Raw genomic sequence first — 15196 nt, 5'->3', positions numbered from 1 at the left:
CACCCATCACCCACCCATGAACCGCTCATGAACTGACCGCCCTCCGAGGGGAGTTGTGACATGCGCGCAGCCGTACTGCACGAGATAGGCCAGGACAAGCTCGAAGTCCTCGACGACGTCGAAGCGGTGGGCTTCGGCCCCGGCAAGGTCAAGATCCGGGTGCGGGCCACCGGGCTGTGCCACTCGGACGTCTCCGCGATGAACGGCGTGCTGCCGCAGCCCGCCCCGTTCATCCCCGGCCACGAGGGCGCGGGCGAGATCGTGGACGTCGGCGACGGCGTAGAGGGTCTGTCGGCCGGCGACCGGGTCCTGGTCTGCTGGCTCCCCGCCTGCGGCACCTGCCCCTCCTGCAAGCGCGGTCAGACCCACCTCTGCCTCGCGGGCTTCATGAACGCGGGCACCCCGAACTTCAAGCGCCCCGGCGGCGACCTCTTCGGCTTCGCGGGCACCGGCACCTTCACCGAGGAGGTCGTGGTCGGTGCCGGATGTGCGGTCCCGATCCCCGACGACGTCCCCTTCGAGATCGCCGCACTGATCGGCTGCGGCGTCACGACGGGCCTCGGTGCGGCCATCAACACGGCCCAGGTGCAGGCGGGTTCGTCGGTCGCCGTGATCGGCTGCGGCGGGGTGGGCATCTCCGCGATCCAGGGTGCCCGGGTGCAGGGCGCGGCCGAGATCGTCGCCGTGGACCCGGTGGCCTCGCGCCGCGAAGCCGCCCTGAAGTTCGGTGCGACGGAGGCGGTGGCGCCCGACGAACTCGACGACTCCAAGCAGCGCCTGACCTCCGGCGAGGGCTTCGACTACGTCTTCGAGGTCGTCGGCAAGTCCGCCACCGCCCGCACCGCCTACGGGGCGACCCGGCGCGGCGGCACGCTGTGCATCGTCGGGGCGGGCGCGATGGACGACTTCTTCCAGGTCAACATGTTCGAGCTGTTCTTCGACGAGAAGCGGATCCTGCCGTCGATGTACGGGGGCGGGGACGTCCTGCGGTCGTACGAGCGGGCCATCGCGCTGTGGCGGGCCGGCCGCATCGACCTGGAGAGCATGATCACGCACCGGGTGCCGCTGGCCGAGATCAACGAGGCGCTGGACCAGATGCGGACGGGCGTCGCCCTCCGTACCTCCATCACCCTCTGAACCGACCGTCTGAGCAAGGGAGTTGTGGGATGCCTTCTCTGCCCCTCGAAGGGCTGTCCGCGATCGTCACCGGCGCGGGCCGGGGACTCGGCCGTGCCGAGGCCCTCGAACTCGCCCGCCTCGGCGCGAGCGTCGTCGTCAACGACTTCGGCCAGCCGGGCAGGGACGGCTCGGGAGCCGCGTCCGCCGGCCCGGCGGAGGAGGTCGTCGCGGAGATCCGGGCGGCGGGCGGCAGGGCCGTCGCCCACCTCGGCGACGTCGCCGACTACGAACAGGCGCGTGGGCTGGTGGAACTGGCCGTCCGGGAGTTCGGCAAGCTCGACGTCCTGGTCAACAACGCGGGCATCCTCCGCGACCGGATGATCTTCTCGATGAGCGAGGAGGAGTGGGACTCGGTCATCCGCGTCCACCTCAAGGGCCACTTCAACACCACCCACTTCGCGTCCGTCCACTGGCGGGAGAGGTCGAAGGCGGCGGGCGCGCCGGTCTACGGCCGGATCGTCAACACGTCGTCGGAGGCCTTCCTGGCCGGGTCGGCCGGCCAGCCGAACTACGCGGCGGCGAAGGGCGGCGTGGTCGGGCTGACGACGTCGACGGCGCTGGCACTGCGGAAGTACGGGGTGACGGCGAACGCGATCTGCCCGCGGGCGCGGACGCGGATGACGGAGGACGTCTTCGCGGGCTTCGGGGAGGCGGCGGGCCCCGGCGAACTCGACTCCCTCGCGCCCGAGCACGTGGCCCCCCTGGTCGGCTACCTGGCGTCGCCTGCGGCGGGGCGGGTGAACGGGCAGGTGCTGGTGGTGCACGGGGGGATGGTGGCGGTGGTCGAGCGGCCGAAGGTCGCGGCGAAGTTCGACACGTCGAAGGGGGTCTTCTCGTACGAGGAGCTGGACGAGGCCCTCTCCGGCTACTTCGGCGAGCGGCCGGAGGGGGAGACCTTCGGCGCGGCGGAGGTCCTGTCCCTCAAGCGGGGATAAGGGGGCGGGGGGGGCCAGGCATCTCAGCCCGTCCGGCGTTTGAGGACGCGCGGCGGAGCCGTGCAGGGGGCAAGGGGCGTAGCCCCGTCGGGAACAGCAACCCACCAACAGCCCGCTCAGTCCTCTTGGCCCCCCGCGCCCGGGTCCCGGCGGTGGCGGCCCTGGGCCGGGACCGTCGGTTCCTCGGACTGGGCCGCACCGCCCCGGTGCTTGCCGGCCCCCTGCGCGGCAGGCGTCTCGGTCTGGGCTTCAGGCATGGGCATGGGCATGTGGGAAGTCACCCCGTCACTACATCGCTTACACGTACACCGGTGCAGCCCCTGCCCCGGGCCCGCGAGTCTAATCGTCCTCCGCGGCCCCGCTCGGGGGCCCCACGGCCACCACCGGCACCCGCACCTGCGTCGCCGCCCGCACCATCGTCGGCGCCGCCGCGTGCACGGACGGCGGTACCGCCTCCCGCGCCGCCGACGGATCCACCGGCTCGGCCCCGGACCCCCCACCGGGCGCACCCGCCGGACGTACCACCCGCGTGATCGGCCCCAGCACCGACGGCACCGACGGCACCGCGTCCTCCGGCTCCGGAGGGGCCACTTCCGCCTCCCGCTTCACCCGCACCCCGACCCGGTGCATCCGCCCCGTCAGCGACGCCTGCTGCAACGGCACCGGCCGCCACGGCGCCGCCGCCGGAGCCTCCTCGGGCGGGGCCTGTGCCTCCACCTCCGGAGCAGCAGCTTCCGGCTCCACCGGCACCCCCACCTCCGCCACCCCGCACGGCACCGCCCCCGTCGTGAACGGCAGCCGCAGCACCCCCTCCCGGGTCCACAGCCCCGCCCCCGCCAACCACCCGCCGGGCGGGGCCAGTTGGTAGAGCCTGCGGTCCGCCGGACGCCACACCCCCACCCAGCTCCCCGGCACCGGCCCCGCCGCCCCCGGCGCACGGTCGATCCGTACCGCCACCGCACACGCCTCCGGCATCAGCACCTGGCCGGGCTGCGCCGCGAAGGGCGTCAGCACGCAGTCCTCCAGCCGCAGGCACTCCGGAAAGCGCACCGGGCGGGTGCTCCCCAGCACCCCCCACCCGAGCCGGTCCTCGCCCGGCGCGTCCGAGCGGATGACGATCAGCCCGCTGTCGGGGTCGGCCAGCAGCAGCCGGTCGTTGCTGTGCTCGGCGATCTGGAGCAGCGGGGTCACCTCGCCGCCCCGCTCCAGGTCGACCGAGACCGCCTTCACCACCCCGCCGCCCGGCGCCTCCCGGTCCAGGGCCAGCATCCGCCCGGCCCGGTCCAGCCAGACCCCGCCCGCGCACCGCCCCGGCACCTGCGCCACGTGCTCGGGCCCGAACGCGCCGCCCGCCACCAGCCACACCGCCGTCGCCTCGGGGCCGACGGCCAGCGCGTACGCACGGGAACCGCCCGGCGCGGGCGGCAGCAGCCGCATCGGACCCGCGAACTCCACCGCCCCCAGGGCCAGTTCACCGGTCTTCGGCCCCGTCGGGTACAGCAGCGAGAAGATGTGCCGTCCCGCCACCTCCCGGTGGATCAGCACCCGCCCGTCCGCCAGCGGCAGCACCTCCGTGCCGGGCTCCTCGGGCTGGTCCGCGGGCAGCGGCACCGCGTACGGCTCGGGCCCGTCCAGCGTCCAGCGCTCCGGGTACCACGCCTCCCCGCCCCCGGCCAGCCGTGCCGCGTACGAACCGTCCGAGGCGATCACGAACCCGCTGCGGTGCGCCGCACCGCCCTGTGAGGCGGTCTCGATGGCCAAGGCTGTCATGGGCTCCGTCCCCTCCGTCCCCTCCGGATCCGTCCTCGTGCGTCCTCTCCGGGGGCTTCGTCGGCGACGCTAGTTTTCCGATTTATCGCCGGACAACACGAGTCACCTCTCTTCACACATACGGGTGGCCGTCCGGTCGTTCGACCGGTATCGCGCGGAGCACTGTGCTCACGGCCCCCCGGAACCGGCCGACCGGCTGACGCGGCACGTACGCCAGGTAGCCTTGTGGCGTGCCCCGTCTGTCTGAAGTCATCGCCGCGCTCGACGCCCTCTGGCCCCCCGAGCGGGCCGAGAGCTGGGACGCCGTCGGTACGGTCTGTGGCGATCCGGACACCGAGGTGAACCGGGTCCTGTTCGCCGTCGACCCCGTGCAGGAGATCGCCGACGAGGCCCTGCGCATCGGGGCGGACCTGATCGTCACCCACCACCCGCTCTATCTGCGCGGTACGACGACGGTCGCGGCCGGCCACTTCAAGGGCCGCGTCGTGCACACCCTGATCAGGAACGACGTCGCCCTGCACGTCGCGCACACCAACGCCGACACCGCCGACCCGGGTGTCTCCGACGCGCTCGCCGCCGCCCTGGACCTCCGGGTCACCGGCCCCCTCGTACCGGATCCGAGCGATCCGCACGGGCGTCGCGGCCTGGGGCGGCTGTGCGAGCTGGACCACCCGATGACGGTGCGAGAGTTCGCCGCGCACGCCGCCAAGTCGCTGCCCGCCACCGCGCAGGGCATCCGCTTCGCGGGCGACCCGGACGCCACCGTTCGTACGGTCGCCGTCTCCGGCGGCTCGGGCGACAGCCTCTTCGCGCAGGTCAGAGCGGCCGGTGCGGACGCGTTCCTGACCGCCGACCTGCGCCACCACCCCGTCTCCGAAGCACGTGAGACGGCCCCGACTCCCGCGCTGTTCGACGCCGCGCACTGGGCCACCGAGTGGCCCTGGTGCGAGCAGGCCGCCGCGCAGCTCGAAGCGATTTCCGACCGCGAGGGCTGGCACCTGCGGGTGCACGTCTCGGCCACGGTCACCGACCCCTGGACATCCCACTTCTCTTCTCCTGGAGCCCCCAACTGAACGCCGCGCCCGCCGACCAGATCCGACTTCTCGACGTCCAGGCCCTCGACGTACGGCTGTCGCAGCTCGCCCACAAGCGCAAGTCGCTGCCCGAGCACGCCGAGATCGAGTCGCTCACCAAGGACCTCACCCAGCTCCGCGACCTGCTGGTCGCCGCGCAGACCGAGGAGAGCGACACCGCCCGCGAGCAGACCAAGGCCGAGCAGGACGTCGACCAGGTCCGCCAGCGCGCCACCCGCGACCAGCAGCGCCTGGACTCCGGGGCGATCACCTCGCCCAAGGACTTGGAGAACCTCCAGAAGGAGATCGTCTCGCTGGCCAAGCGCCAGGGCGACCTGGAGGACGTCGTCCTGGAGGTCATGGAGCGCCGCGAGTCCGCGCAGGAGCGCGCCGCCGAGCTGACCGAGCGCGTCGGCGCGGTGCAGGGCAAGGTCGACGACGCCACCGCGCGCCGCGACGCCGCCTTCACCGAGATCGACGGCGAGGTCGCCACGGTCTCCAAGGAGCGCGAGGTCGTCGTCGGCTCCGTCCCGGCCGACCTGGTCAAGCTGTACGAGAAGCTGCGCACCCAGTCCGGCGGCGTCGGCGCGGCCCGCCTGTACCAGCGCCGCTGCGAGGGCTGCCAGCTGGAGCTGAACATCACCGAGGTCAACGAGGTCCGCGCCGCGGCCCCCGACACGGTGCTGCGCTGCGAGAACTGCCGCCGCATCCTGGTCCGTACGTCGGACTCGGGGATCTAGGCCCGATGGCGCGCACTGTCGTCGTCGAGGCCGACGGAGGCTCCCGGGGCAACCCGGGGCCCGCCGGATACGGTGCGGTCGTCCTCGACCCGGACACCGGCGAGACCCTCGCGGAGGCCGCCGAGTACATCGGCGTCGCCACCAACAACGTCGCCGAGTACAAGGGCCTGATCGCCGGCCTGCGGGCCGCCCGCGGGCTCTTCCCGGACGCGCAGGTCCACGTACGCATGGACTCCAAGCTCGTCGTCGAGCAGATGTCGGGCCGCTGGAAGATCAAGCACCCGGACATGAAGCCGCTGGCCGCCGAGGCGGCGACGGTCTTCCCGCGCGCCCAGGTCCGGTACGAGTGGATCCCGCGCGAGAAGAACAAGCACGCCGACCGGCTCGCCAACGAGGCGATGGACGCGGGCAAGAAGGGCAAGCAGTGGGAGCCGTCCGGCTCCACGGCCGCCCTGGACGCGCCCGCCGCTCCTCGTGTGGTGGGCGACGCGACCGCCGGTGCGGCGAAGGCGCGGGCGGCGCTCGCGGGAGCCCGCAAGCCCGCTGCGGACGACGGCCTCTTCGAGATGCCGTCACAGGCTTCGCAGGAGAAGACCCCGTCCGTCGGCTGGGGTCCGTCCGCCGACCTCGGTGCGCCCGCCACCCTCGTCCTGCTCCGGCACGGCGAGACGCTGCTCACTCCCGAGAAGCGCTTCTCCGGCAGCGGCGGCTCCGACCCCGAGCTCTCCGCCGTCGGCCGCAAGCAGGCGGAGGCGGTCGCCGCCTCGCTCGCCGCGCGCGGCACGATCCAGGCGGTCGTCAGCTCCCCGCTGACCCGCTGCCGCGAGACCGCCGACGCCGTGGCCTCCCGGCTGGGTCTTCCCGTACGCATCGAGAAGGACCTGCGCGAGACGGACTTCGGCGCCTGGGAAGGGCTGACGTTCGCCGAGGTCAGGCAGCGGTACGCGGAGGACCTGGACGACTGGCTGGCGTCCCCCGACGCCGCTCCGACCGGCGGCGGCGAGAGCTTCGCGGCCGTGGCCGAGCGGGTCGAGGCTGCGCGCGAGCGGCTGGTGAAGGAGTACGCGGGCAAGACCGTCCTGGTCGTCACCCACGTCACCCCGGTCAAGACCCTCGTCCGCCTCGCGCTGGGCGCGCCCCCGGAGTCGCTCTTCAAGATGGAGCTGTCGGCGGCCTCGCTGTCGGCGGTCGCGTACTACGGGGACGGCAACGCGTCCGTGCGGCTGCTGAACGACACGTCGCACCTGCGCTGATTCCGCTGGTACGAGTGAGGGGCCCCCGGTGCTGCGAGCACCGGGGGCCCCTTCGCGCTCCCGTTCGTGCTCAGCGGAGGGCGGCGGCCTCGCGGGCCAGGGCCTCGACGCGCCCCCAGTCCTTGTCCCGGATCGCGTCGGCCGGAAGCATCCACGTCCCGCCCACGCAGCCGACGTTGGGGAGGGCGAGGTAGGAGGGCGCGGAGGCGAGGGAGATCCCGCCGGTCGGGCAGAACCGGGCCTGGGGGAGGGGCGCGGAGAGCGACTTCAGGTACGGGGTGCCTCCGGCGGCCTCGGCCGGGAAGAACTTCATCTCGGTGACGCCGCGTTCGAGGAGGGCGACGACCTCGGAGGTGGTGGAGACGCCCGGCAGGAAGGGCAGGCCGGACTTCTGCATGGCCTCCAGGAGCGTGTCCGTCCACCCCGGGCTGACCAGGAACCGCGCCCCGGCCGCGACGGAGTCGGCGACCTGGGCGGGGTTCAGCACGGTCCCGGCCCCGACCACCGCGTCCGGCACCCCGTCGGCGACGGCCCGTATCGCGTCGAGCGCGGCGGGCGTGCGCAGGGTGACCTCGATGGCGGGCAGCCCGCCGGCGACGAGGGCACGGGCGAGCGGAACGGCGTCGGCGGCGTCGTCCAGGACGACGACGGGGACGACGGGGGCAAGGTCGAGCACGGAGGAAGCCATGGGGGCATCCTGCCGGGGGTGGGGTGCTGTGCGCAACGAGCGTTGCGGAGAATGCAACGCCCGTGCGGTGTGGGCCTTGCGGGCCTTACGCCGCGATGAGCAGCGCCTCCGCGCCCACCGGGCGGTAGCCCGCGGCCTGGAAGGCGCGGACGCTGCGGGCGTTGCCCGGCGCCTGCTGGGACCAGACGACCTCGCCCAGCGGGATCAGGTGCCGCGCCGACTCCGCCAGCGCCCGGCCCAGACCCCGGTGCCGGGACTCCTCGTCCACCTCGATCGCCGTCTCCCAGCGCCCGGCCAGACCCCGGCCGAGGACCAGGATGCCGCCGCCCTCGGACGACCAGACCCGCACGTCGTCGCGGTACTTGCGGGCGCGGGCCACCCGGGGGTGGTCCGGGTCCTCGATCTCCGTCAGCTCCAGCGGGGGCGGGCCCGGCAGGGCGGGGGCCAGGGTGAGCGAGCCCACGGTGTCCATCCGCCGCCCGGTCCGCGCCATCAGCGCGGCCAGGAACGCCGGGTGCAGGGAGGCGGAGAAGGGGTCGGGGCAGGACTGCTCCAGCGTCTCCCTGATCCACTCCGGGTCCTGGTCCGAGAAGATCACCGAGTGTGCCGTGAACGCGAGGACGCCCGCGTCGCGGGGGCTCGGCTGGGGGACCACGACGGTGCGGCCGTCGGGCGCCGGGTACTGCCCCTGCGAAACGGAGGTCAGGATGTCGCGCAAAGAGCTGGGCACGGGGTTCCTCTGGAGGGGGTCGGGATTGTTTCTGGCGTATTGCAACCTGTCCACTCTACGCGCATCGACCCGGTGCTCCGAAGGGTGAGGGCCCTTCCCCTCCTTGCATTCAGTGGATACGGGCTTTCAGCGGATACGGGCTTTCAGTGGATCTGGCGGACCACCACGTCCAGGGCCCACGGCTTCCCGGCCTTCGCGGGTTCCGTCGCCTCCACGACGTGGCCGAGGTCGCGCAGGGCCTCCACCAGCTCGGCGGGGTTCGCCGGGGCGGCACCGGCCACCAGCAGGTCCCGTACGATCCGGCCCTTCGTGGCCTTGTTGAAGTGGCTGACGACCGAGCGCTTCTCGACGCCGTCGACCAGCTGCGCGTGCAGCACGCGGACGGTGGCGGTGCGGCCCGCCACCTCGCCCTGCGGCTTCCAGGCGGCGGCGTACGCGGACGAACGCAGGTCCAGGACCAGGCCGTTCCCGGCCGCCTCCGGCATGACCTCCGCCATCGCGGGCCGCCAGTACGCACCGAGCGCGCCCAGGCCCGGGAGCTTCACGCCCATCGAGCAGCGGTACGAGGGAATGCGGTCGCCGACGCCCACCGCGCCCCACAGCCCCGAGAACACCAGCAGCCACTGGCGGGCGCGCTTGCGGGCGGCGGCGTCCAGGGTGGCCAGGCCGAGGGCGTCGTACAGCACGCCGGTGTAGATCTCGCCGGCCGGGCGGGTGCCGGCGGTGGGCAGCTCGGCGTTCTTCGCCACCTCCCCGCGCAGGCCCTCGCTCAGCCCGAGGACCTCGCGGGCCTTGTCCTCGTCGCCCCGGCACAGCTCGACCAGCTCGTCCAGCACGGCCTTCCTGGCGGGGGCCAGGCCGGGCAGGGACAGGGTGTCGGGCTTGAGGGGGGCACCGCGGCCGGAGGCGGCCTTGCCTTCGGAGGGCGGGAGGAGGACGAGCACGGGGTCTCCTTCGGAGGGAGGGGCGGGCGGGGCGTCCGGCGCGGACCAGCCAACGGTAGTGGGTTGCGGACCCACCCCGGGGCGGGGCCCGGTGCCCACGACGGGGTCACGCCCCTCGCCCCCTGCGAGACGGGCCGAAGGGCCCTACGCTCGACCCATGCCCCGCCGCCATATCCACATGACCGGCACCGCCGACGCCGCCCCCCTCCGCGACGCCTTCCGCGCGCTGCGGGAGAGCCTGGACGTCCCCGCCGACCCGGGGGTCTTCCCGGCCGACGTCATGGCCGAGGCCGAGCGGGCCGCCCGTGCGCCCCGCCTCCCCCCGGACCCGTACGACGCCACCGACATCCCCCTCTTCACCATCGACCCGCCCACCTCCACCGATCTGGACCAGGCCATGCATCTGGCCAGAAGGGAGGGCGGCGGCTTCCGCGTGCACTACGCCATCGCGGACGTGGCGGCGTTCGTCGCCCCCGGCGGGGCCCTCGACACCGAGGCCCACCGCCGGGTGACGACCCTGTACTTCCCCGACGAGAAGGTGCCCCTGCACCCGCAGCTGCTCTCGGAGGGCGCCGCCAGCCTCCTCCCCGACCAGACCTGCCCGGCCCTCCTCTGGCGCATCGACCTCGACGCCGACGGCGGGGCCGTCGCCACCGACGTCCGCCGCGCCCTCGTCCGCAGCCGCGCCAAGCTCGACTACGAGGGCGTACAGCGGCAGATCGACAACGGGACGGCCGAGGAGCCCCTCGCCCTCCTCCGCGACATCGGGCGGCTCCGCGAGGAGCAGGAGCGGGCCCGCGGCGGCATCTCCCTCAACGTCCCCGAGCAGGAGATCGCCCTCGCCGACGGCGCGTACCGCCTGGCCTACCGCACCCCGCTCCCCGCCGACGGCTGGAACGCCCAGATCTCCCTCCTCACCGGAATGGCCGCCGCCGAGCTGATGACGAAGGCCGGCAACGGCATCCTGCGCACCCTCCCCGCCGCCCCCGACGGCGCCGTCGCCCGCCTGCGCCGCACCGCGCGCGCCCTGCGCATCGACTGGCCGCACCACACCTCGTACGCCGACGTCGTCCGCCGTCTCGACCCGGCGAACCCCGCCCACGCCGCCTTCCTCCAGGAGTGCACGTCCCTGCTGCGGGGCGCCGGGTACACGGTGTTCACCGGCGGCCAGGAGCCCGAGCAGGCCCTGCACGCCGCCGTGGCTGCCCCGTACACCCACTGCACCGCACCCCTGCGCCGCCTCGTCGACCGGTACGCGGGCGAGCTGTGCCTGTCCGCCGTGGCGGGACAGGAGCCCCCGGAGTGGGTCATGGCCGCGCTGCCCGAGCTGCCCAAGGAGATGGCGGAGGGCACCCGGCGGCAGAACACCGTCGAGCGGGAGTGCGTCGACATCGTCGAGGCGGCACTGCTCAGGGACCGCGTCGGCGAGCTCTTCGACGCGCACGTCGTGGACGTCAAGGACCGTGAACCGACCGTCGGCACCGTCCAGTTGGACAGTGCCGACCTCGCCGTCATCGCCCGCGTCGAGGGCGGCGGCAATCTGCCGCTCGGCGAGCGCATCCGGGTCAGGCTGACGCAGGCAGACCCGGGCTCGGCGAAGGTGCTGTTCCAGCCGGTCTGAGCGAGGAGACCGCCGCGACCAGCGCCCGCGCGTCGTCCGCGTGGAAGTGCACGGTCGTCACCGGCCGCCGCTTCCCCAGCAGCGACACCGCCTCCACCGGCTCCTTCAGCCGTACGGTGACGGAGGTCTGCGAGGCCACCGCCAGCTCCAGCGCGTCGTCCCCGGCCTGCCCGGGGTTCAGCCGCAGGTCGTACCGTACGGACTCGATCTGCCCGGCCCCGATCGCCAGGTCCACGTGCGCCCCGGAGCGGATCCGCAGGCCGCCGTCCGCCCGGACGACGTGCGGGCGGGTCACGGCGGCGGCGTGCAGGCCGAGGATCAGGACGACCGTGTAGACGTCCAGGACCAGGAAGACCGCCTGCACGACCGGCAGCCCCGCCAGCAGGACATGCAGCCCCACGGTCTCCACCACGCACACGAACGTGAACCCGTACAGCAGCGCCGCCTGCGCCTTCGCATGGCTGAAGGCGAGATCCCCCGGCCCCACCCCGTGCCGCCGCCGCGCCACCCACCGCCCGAGCGATGCCATCACCCGCAGCTCGTGCCCGAGCATCCGCCGCACGGGCTCCGGCACCAGCTCCGCCACGGCCTCGCGCGCCGAAAGACCCTGCTTCCTCAGCCGTACGAAGAGGAACAGCTCGGCGGCGACGACCGACAGCACCAGCACCTCGGCCGCCAGCAGTACGTACCCGGGCACCCGCACGCCCGCCAGCAGGCAGACCAGCAGCGCGACCTCCCCCGGGAGCACGGCGTACGCGACCCCCCTGACCACCTTCTTCATGACCCCTCCCGCTCTTCGACGATGTGCATGGCCCGCAGTACGGCCTCGGACTGGGCGGGGGAGAACTCCGCGAAGAACGCCTGGAGGAAGGGTTGGCCCGCATCCGGGACCGCCCCCGGCTCCCACAGCCCGTCCGGGATGCACGCGGCCAGCGCCTTCGCGGCCTCCTCCACCCGCGGATCCCCGGCCTGCGCGTCCACCAGCTCGTCCAGCAGCGCGTACACCTCCCGGACCCGCTCCGCCGCCCCCGGAGTCGACACGAACGCGTCCCGCATCGCCCCCAGCAGCTCGCCCCGCGCCTCGTCGGGCGCCGCGGTCTCCAGCAGCGTGAGGATCTCGCGGTCCTTGGCCGCCATGCCGCCGGAGAACACCGGAAGCTCCTTCAGCAGCGCACCCAGCTCGTCCGACACGAGCCCCTCCTCGGTCAGCTCCCCGGCCTCCGCCTGCGCCAGCAGCCCGCCGATCCGCTTGCGCCGGGCCCGGATCTCCGCCTCCTGGCGGGCCAGGTCGGCGTCCAACTCGCCCAGCACTTCCACCAGTTCACGCCCGGCGTCGTCCCGTGCGACGTCCCGCACCTCGTCCAGGCCGAGGCCCAGCTCGGTCAGCCGCCGGATCCGGGCCAGCACGACGGCGTCCCGCAGGCCGTACTGGCGGTAGCCGTTCGCCCGCCGTACGGGCTCGGCCAGCAGCCCGACGTGGTGGTAGTGCCGCACCGCCCGCGGGGTCACCCCGACGAGCGCGGCGATCTCCCCGATCCGCATGCCCTTGTTCATACGACCAGTAGAAACCTTGACGCTGCGGCAAGGTCAAGCGTGATCGGCTCGGTGCGTACCGCAGCGCGGGAACGATCCGCTGTGCCACGATCGAGGGACAGTCCACCCCCTCTCAAGGACGGCGGGTCCCCCGATGCCCCAGCCTGGCGAGCGACCGAGGAAGGGAAGCGACATGACTGCCATGCCGCAAGAACTGCTCACACAGGCGGATGTCCTGCTGGAGGGCTTCCTGGCGCTGGAGACGCCGGAGGGCTTCCGGGCGGAGCTGATCGAAGGGGAGATCGTTGTGACACCGCCGCCGGACGGGGATCACGAGGACTACATCGGGCTGATCGTCGAGCAGGTGATCCTGCACTCCCGTACGAAGATGCAGTTCTCCGGGAACAAAGGGCTCAAGCTCCCCAGCGACGGCACCCTGCCGGACGAGCACGTCATCCCCGACCTCACCTTCGCCCCCAGGGAGCTGAGGCTGTACCGGGGCGCGGAGTGGTGGATGCCCTCGGATCGCGTGGCCATGGTTGCGGAAGTCACGTCGGGCAGGCCCCGGACCGACCGTGAGACCAAGCGCATTGCTTACGCGAGGGCAGGTATTCCCCTGTACCTGCTGATCGACCGGGGGAAGTCCTCTGTGACGCTCTTCAGTGACCCCAAGGGCAACGACTACCTCCAGATTGACACCCGCCCTTTCGGCAAGCCCCTCCCCCTCCCCGCCCCCTTCTCCTTCGACCTGGGCACTGCCGACTTCGACTGACCGCCGCCCGGCCCCGACCGCCCCGCCCCGCCGGGTAGCATGGTCGGCACGGCAGACGAGTCGGCCGGGCGGCCGCGTGGGTCCCTTCGGGGGCTCCCGAGGAACGTCCGGGCTCCACAGAGCAGGGTGGTGGCTAACGGCCACCCGGGGTGACCCGCGGGACAGTGCCACAGAAAGCAGACCGCCTGGGGCCGCAAGGCCCTCGGTAAGGGTGAAACGGTGGTGTAAGAGACCACCAGCGCCTGGGGTGACTCAGGCGGCTAGGTAAACCCCACCCGGAGCAAGGTCAAGAGGGACCGTCGGAGACGGTCCTGCGCGGACGCTTGAGGGCTGCTCGCCCGATGTTCGCGGGTAGACCGCACGAGGCCGGCGGCAACGCCGGTCCTAGATGGATGGCCGTCTCCCCGGCTGCCGCGAGGCGGCCGGGTGACAGAACCCGGCGTACAGGCCGGCTCGTCTGCCCCTCCTGCCTGGCGGCAGGTAGGTCCGGTGCCGGGGTGCGCCGTGCCTCCCTGGCCCGTTTCGAGGGCCCCTTCTTCGGGTGTGCGCCCGTGCCGGGGTGTTTTCGCCCCGGTCCCTTCCCCAAGCTCTCAACTTCGTTCGAGCAGGGGAGACCCCATCCTTCACCTAAAGCGCTTGGCCGCGCGGCTGGGTGGGTGGCTGGGGTTTTGCGCCCACGCGGCGGAGCCGCAAATCGATACAGCCCCGCGCCCCTGATGCGCCGGGCCCGGGATGCGTCGGGGGTGGGGGCGGGGCAGGGTGGGAGGCCCGGGAGTGGTCCTGGGCGAGTGAGGAGAGCAGGGTCATGGCCGTAGCCGTTGAGCAGCTCAGTGAGCCCGTCGTGCGGGCGTTCGTCACCGCCGTGAACGACGGGGACAAGGGTGCGTTCCAGGCGCTGCTCGCGCCCGGCGTGACCATGTCCGACGACGGGAGTGAGCGGGACGTCGCCGAGTGGACGGAGAAGGAGATCTTCTCGTCCGGTGGGCACATGGATGTGGTGTCGGAGGGGGACGGAGGTCTTGCCCTCGTCGTGGACTACCGGAACGACACGTGGGGGACCATGCGGACCGCCTGGCGGTTCGTCGTGGACGGGGGAAAGGTCACGCGGTTCGAGACCGGGCAGGCGTAGTCGTACCCCTGCCCGGGGACGGGATGCGTCAGCCCCGGCCGACGTACGGCATGTTCGTCGCCATGATCGTGGCGAAGGGGATGTTGGCCTCCAGGGGGAGCTCCGCCATGTGGCGGACCGTGCGGGCCACGTCCGTGACGTTCATGACGGGTTCGACGGCGAGGGAGCCGTTGGCCTGGAGGATTCCGGTCTGCATGCGTGCGGTCATGTCCGTCGCCGCGTTGCCGATGTCGATCTGGCCCACCGCGATGTCGTACGGACGGCCGTCCAGGGAGAGGGACTTGGTCAGGCCCGTCATCGCGTGCTTGGTGGTCGTGTAGGCGATCGAGTGCGGGCGGGGGGCGTGGGCGGAGATGGAGCCGTTGTTGATGATCCGGCCGCCCCGGGGGGACTGCGACTTCATCAGGCGGTAGGCCGCCTGGGCGCAGAGGAAGGCGCCCGTGAGGTTGACGTCGACGACTGACTGCCAGTCGGCGTGGGAGAGTTCCTCGGTCGGGGTGCCGCCGGGGCCGAAGGTGCCCGCGTTGTTGAAGAGCAGGTCCAGGCGGCCGTAGTGGTCCTGGACCGTGGCGAAGAGGGCCGTGACGGAGTCCGGGTCGGACACGTCCGTGGGGACGGGGAGGGTGTCGCCGCCCGCCCGTTCCGCCGTCTCCGCGAGGGGCTCCGCGCGGCGGCCCGCGAGGGCGACCGACCAGCCGGACGCCGCCAGCTCCACCGCCACCGCCCGGCCGATGCCCGAGCCCGCTCCTGTCACCACCGCGATCTTCTGAAGTCTCATGGGCAGGGAGGGTAGTCACCTGCGACGCACAGGAACTCATCTGTCCGTCAT

General features: G+C 73.0%; 15 protein-coding genes, 1 other RNA gene and 1 pseudogene. 9 read left to right on the top strand and 8 right to left on the bottom strand.

Annotated elements, in window-relative coordinates; all coding sequences use genetic code 11:
• Positions 1-60 precede the first annotated feature (60 nt).
• Together IE269_RS07325 and IE269_RS07320 are read left to right on the top strand one after the other, a co-directional pair.
• Positions 61-1137 (top strand): Zn-dependent alcohol dehydrogenase, encoded by a 1077-nt coding sequence (locus IE269_RS07325; protein ID WP_189821905.1) that lies wholly within the window; start codon positions 61-63, stop codon positions 1135-1137.
• 29 nt (positions 1138-1166) lie between these two features.
• Positions 1167-2114 (top strand): 3-oxoacyl-ACP reductase, encoded by a 948-nt coding sequence (locus IE269_RS07320; RefSeq protein WP_189821904.1) that lies wholly within the window; start codon positions 1167-1169, stop codon positions 2112-2114.
• Between the two features lie 116 nt (positions 2115-2230).
• On the opposite strand, the gene IE269_RS07315 is transcribed toward IE269_RS07320, so the two are convergent.
• On the bottom strand, positions 2231-2371 hold the full coding sequence (locus IE269_RS07315; RefSeq protein WP_189821903.1) for a hypothetical protein: 141 nt from the start codon (positions 2369-2371) through the stop codon (positions 2231-2233).
• Between the two features lie 364 nt (positions 2372-2735).
• Positions 2736-3884: pseudogene (locus IE269_RS07310) on the bottom strand (hypothetical protein); the annotation flags it as partial.
• 230 nt (positions 3885-4114) lie between these two features.
• Here IE269_RS07310 and IE269_RS07305 point away from each other — a divergent pair.
• The 3 genes from IE269_RS07305 to IE269_RS07295 are packed head-to-tail and all read left to right on the top strand — an operon-like array spanning position 4115 to position 6950.
• Positions 4115-4957 (top strand): Nif3-like dinuclear metal center hexameric protein, encoded by an 843-nt coding sequence (locus tag IE269_RS07305; protein ID WP_189821902.1) that lies wholly within the window; start codon positions 4115-4117, stop codon positions 4955-4957.
• On the top strand, positions 4954-5697 hold the full coding sequence (locus tag IE269_RS07300) for a zinc ribbon domain-containing protein (RefSeq protein ID WP_229898301.1): 744 nt from the start codon (positions 4954-4956) through the stop codon (positions 5695-5697). Before IE269_RS07305 ends, IE269_RS07300 begins: the two co-directional genes overlap by 4 nt.
• 5 nt (positions 5698-5702) lie before the next feature.
• Complete coding sequence (locus IE269_RS07295; protein ID WP_189821901.1) at positions 5703-6950, top strand: bifunctional RNase H/acid phosphatase; 1248 nt, start codon at positions 5703-5705, stop codon at positions 6948-6950.
• A 70-nt stretch (positions 6951-7020) separates the two neighbouring features.
• Here IE269_RS07295 and eda read toward each other — a convergent pair whose 3' ends face one another.
• The 3 genes from eda to yaaA all read right to left on the bottom strand — a co-directional run bounded on the left by eda (position 7021) and on the right by yaaA (position 9312).
• Positions 7021-7638 (bottom strand): bifunctional 4-hydroxy-2-oxoglutarate aldolase/2-dehydro-3-deoxy-phosphogluconate aldolase, encoded by a 618-nt coding sequence (gene eda, locus IE269_RS07290; RefSeq protein WP_189821900.1) that lies wholly within the window; start codon positions 7636-7638, stop codon positions 7021-7023.
• A gap of 85 nt (positions 7639-7723) precedes the next feature.
• Positions 7724-8368: a GNAT family N-acetyltransferase gene (locus IE269_RS07285; RefSeq protein WP_189821899.1), complete on the bottom strand. Its 645-nt coding sequence runs from the start codon at positions 8366-8368 to the stop codon at positions 7724-7726.
• Positions 8369-8511: 143 nt separating this feature from the next.
• Positions 8512-9312: a peroxide stress protein YaaA gene (gene yaaA / locus IE269_RS07280; protein ID WP_189821898.1), complete on the bottom strand. Its 801-nt coding sequence runs from the start codon at positions 9310-9312 to the stop codon at positions 8512-8514.
• A gap of 157 nt (positions 9313-9469) precedes the next feature.
• Between yaaA and IE269_RS07275 the strand changes: the two genes are divergently transcribed.
• Positions 9470-10933: an RNB domain-containing ribonuclease gene (locus IE269_RS07275; RefSeq protein ID WP_189821897.1), complete on the top strand. Its 1464-nt coding sequence runs from the start codon at positions 9470-9472 to the stop codon at positions 10931-10933.
• On the opposite strand, the gene IE269_RS07270 is transcribed toward IE269_RS07275, so the two are convergent.
• Complete coding sequence (locus IE269_RS07270) at positions 10878-11714, bottom strand: hypothetical protein (protein ID WP_189821896.1); 837 nt, start codon at positions 11712-11714, stop codon at positions 10878-10880. The two genes, IE269_RS07275 and IE269_RS07270, sit on opposite strands and share 56 nt — an antisense overlap.
• Positions 11711-12475 (bottom strand): helix-turn-helix domain-containing protein, encoded by a 765-nt coding sequence (locus IE269_RS07265; protein ID WP_189822102.1) that lies wholly within the window; start codon positions 12473-12475, stop codon positions 11711-11713. Before IE269_RS07265 ends, IE269_RS07270 begins: the two co-directional genes overlap by 4 nt.
• 184 nt (positions 12476-12659) lie before the next feature.
• Here IE269_RS07265 and IE269_RS07260 point away from each other — a divergent pair, with 184 nt between their 5' ends.
• From IE269_RS07260 to IE269_RS07250, 3 genes are all read left to right on the top strand, one after another.
• Positions 12660-13238: a Uma2 family endonuclease gene (locus IE269_RS07260; protein WP_189821895.1), complete on the top strand. Its 579-nt coding sequence runs from the start codon at positions 12660-12662 to the stop codon at positions 13236-13238.
• A 56-nt stretch (positions 13239-13294) separates the two neighbouring features.
• An RNA gene (gene rnpB / locus IE269_RS07255) (RNase P RNA component class A) lies at positions 13295-13698 on the top strand.
• A 345-nt stretch (positions 13699-14043) separates the two neighbouring features.
• Positions 14044-14367 (top strand): nuclear transport factor 2-like protein, encoded by a 324-nt coding sequence (locus tag IE269_RS07250; protein ID WP_189821894.1) that lies wholly within the window; start codon positions 14044-14046, stop codon positions 14365-14367.
• A 28-nt stretch (positions 14368-14395) separates the two neighbouring features.
• On the opposite strand, the gene IE269_RS07245 is transcribed toward IE269_RS07250, so the two are convergent.
• Positions 14396-15145, bottom strand: a complete 750-nt coding sequence (locus IE269_RS07245; protein ID WP_189821893.1) for an SDR family oxidoreductase — start codon at positions 15143-15145, stop codon at positions 14396-14398.
• Between the last annotated feature and the right edge of the window lie 51 nt (positions 15146-15196).

The sequence above is a fragment of the Streptomyces spiroverticillatus genome, assembly GCA_014650415.1.
In the GTDB taxonomy this organism is placed as follows: domain Bacteria; phylum Actinomycetota; class Actinomycetes; order Streptomycetales; family Streptomycetaceae; genus Streptomyces; species Streptomyces spiroverticillatus.
This window is presented reverse-complemented; position numbering and strand designations above follow the sequence as displayed.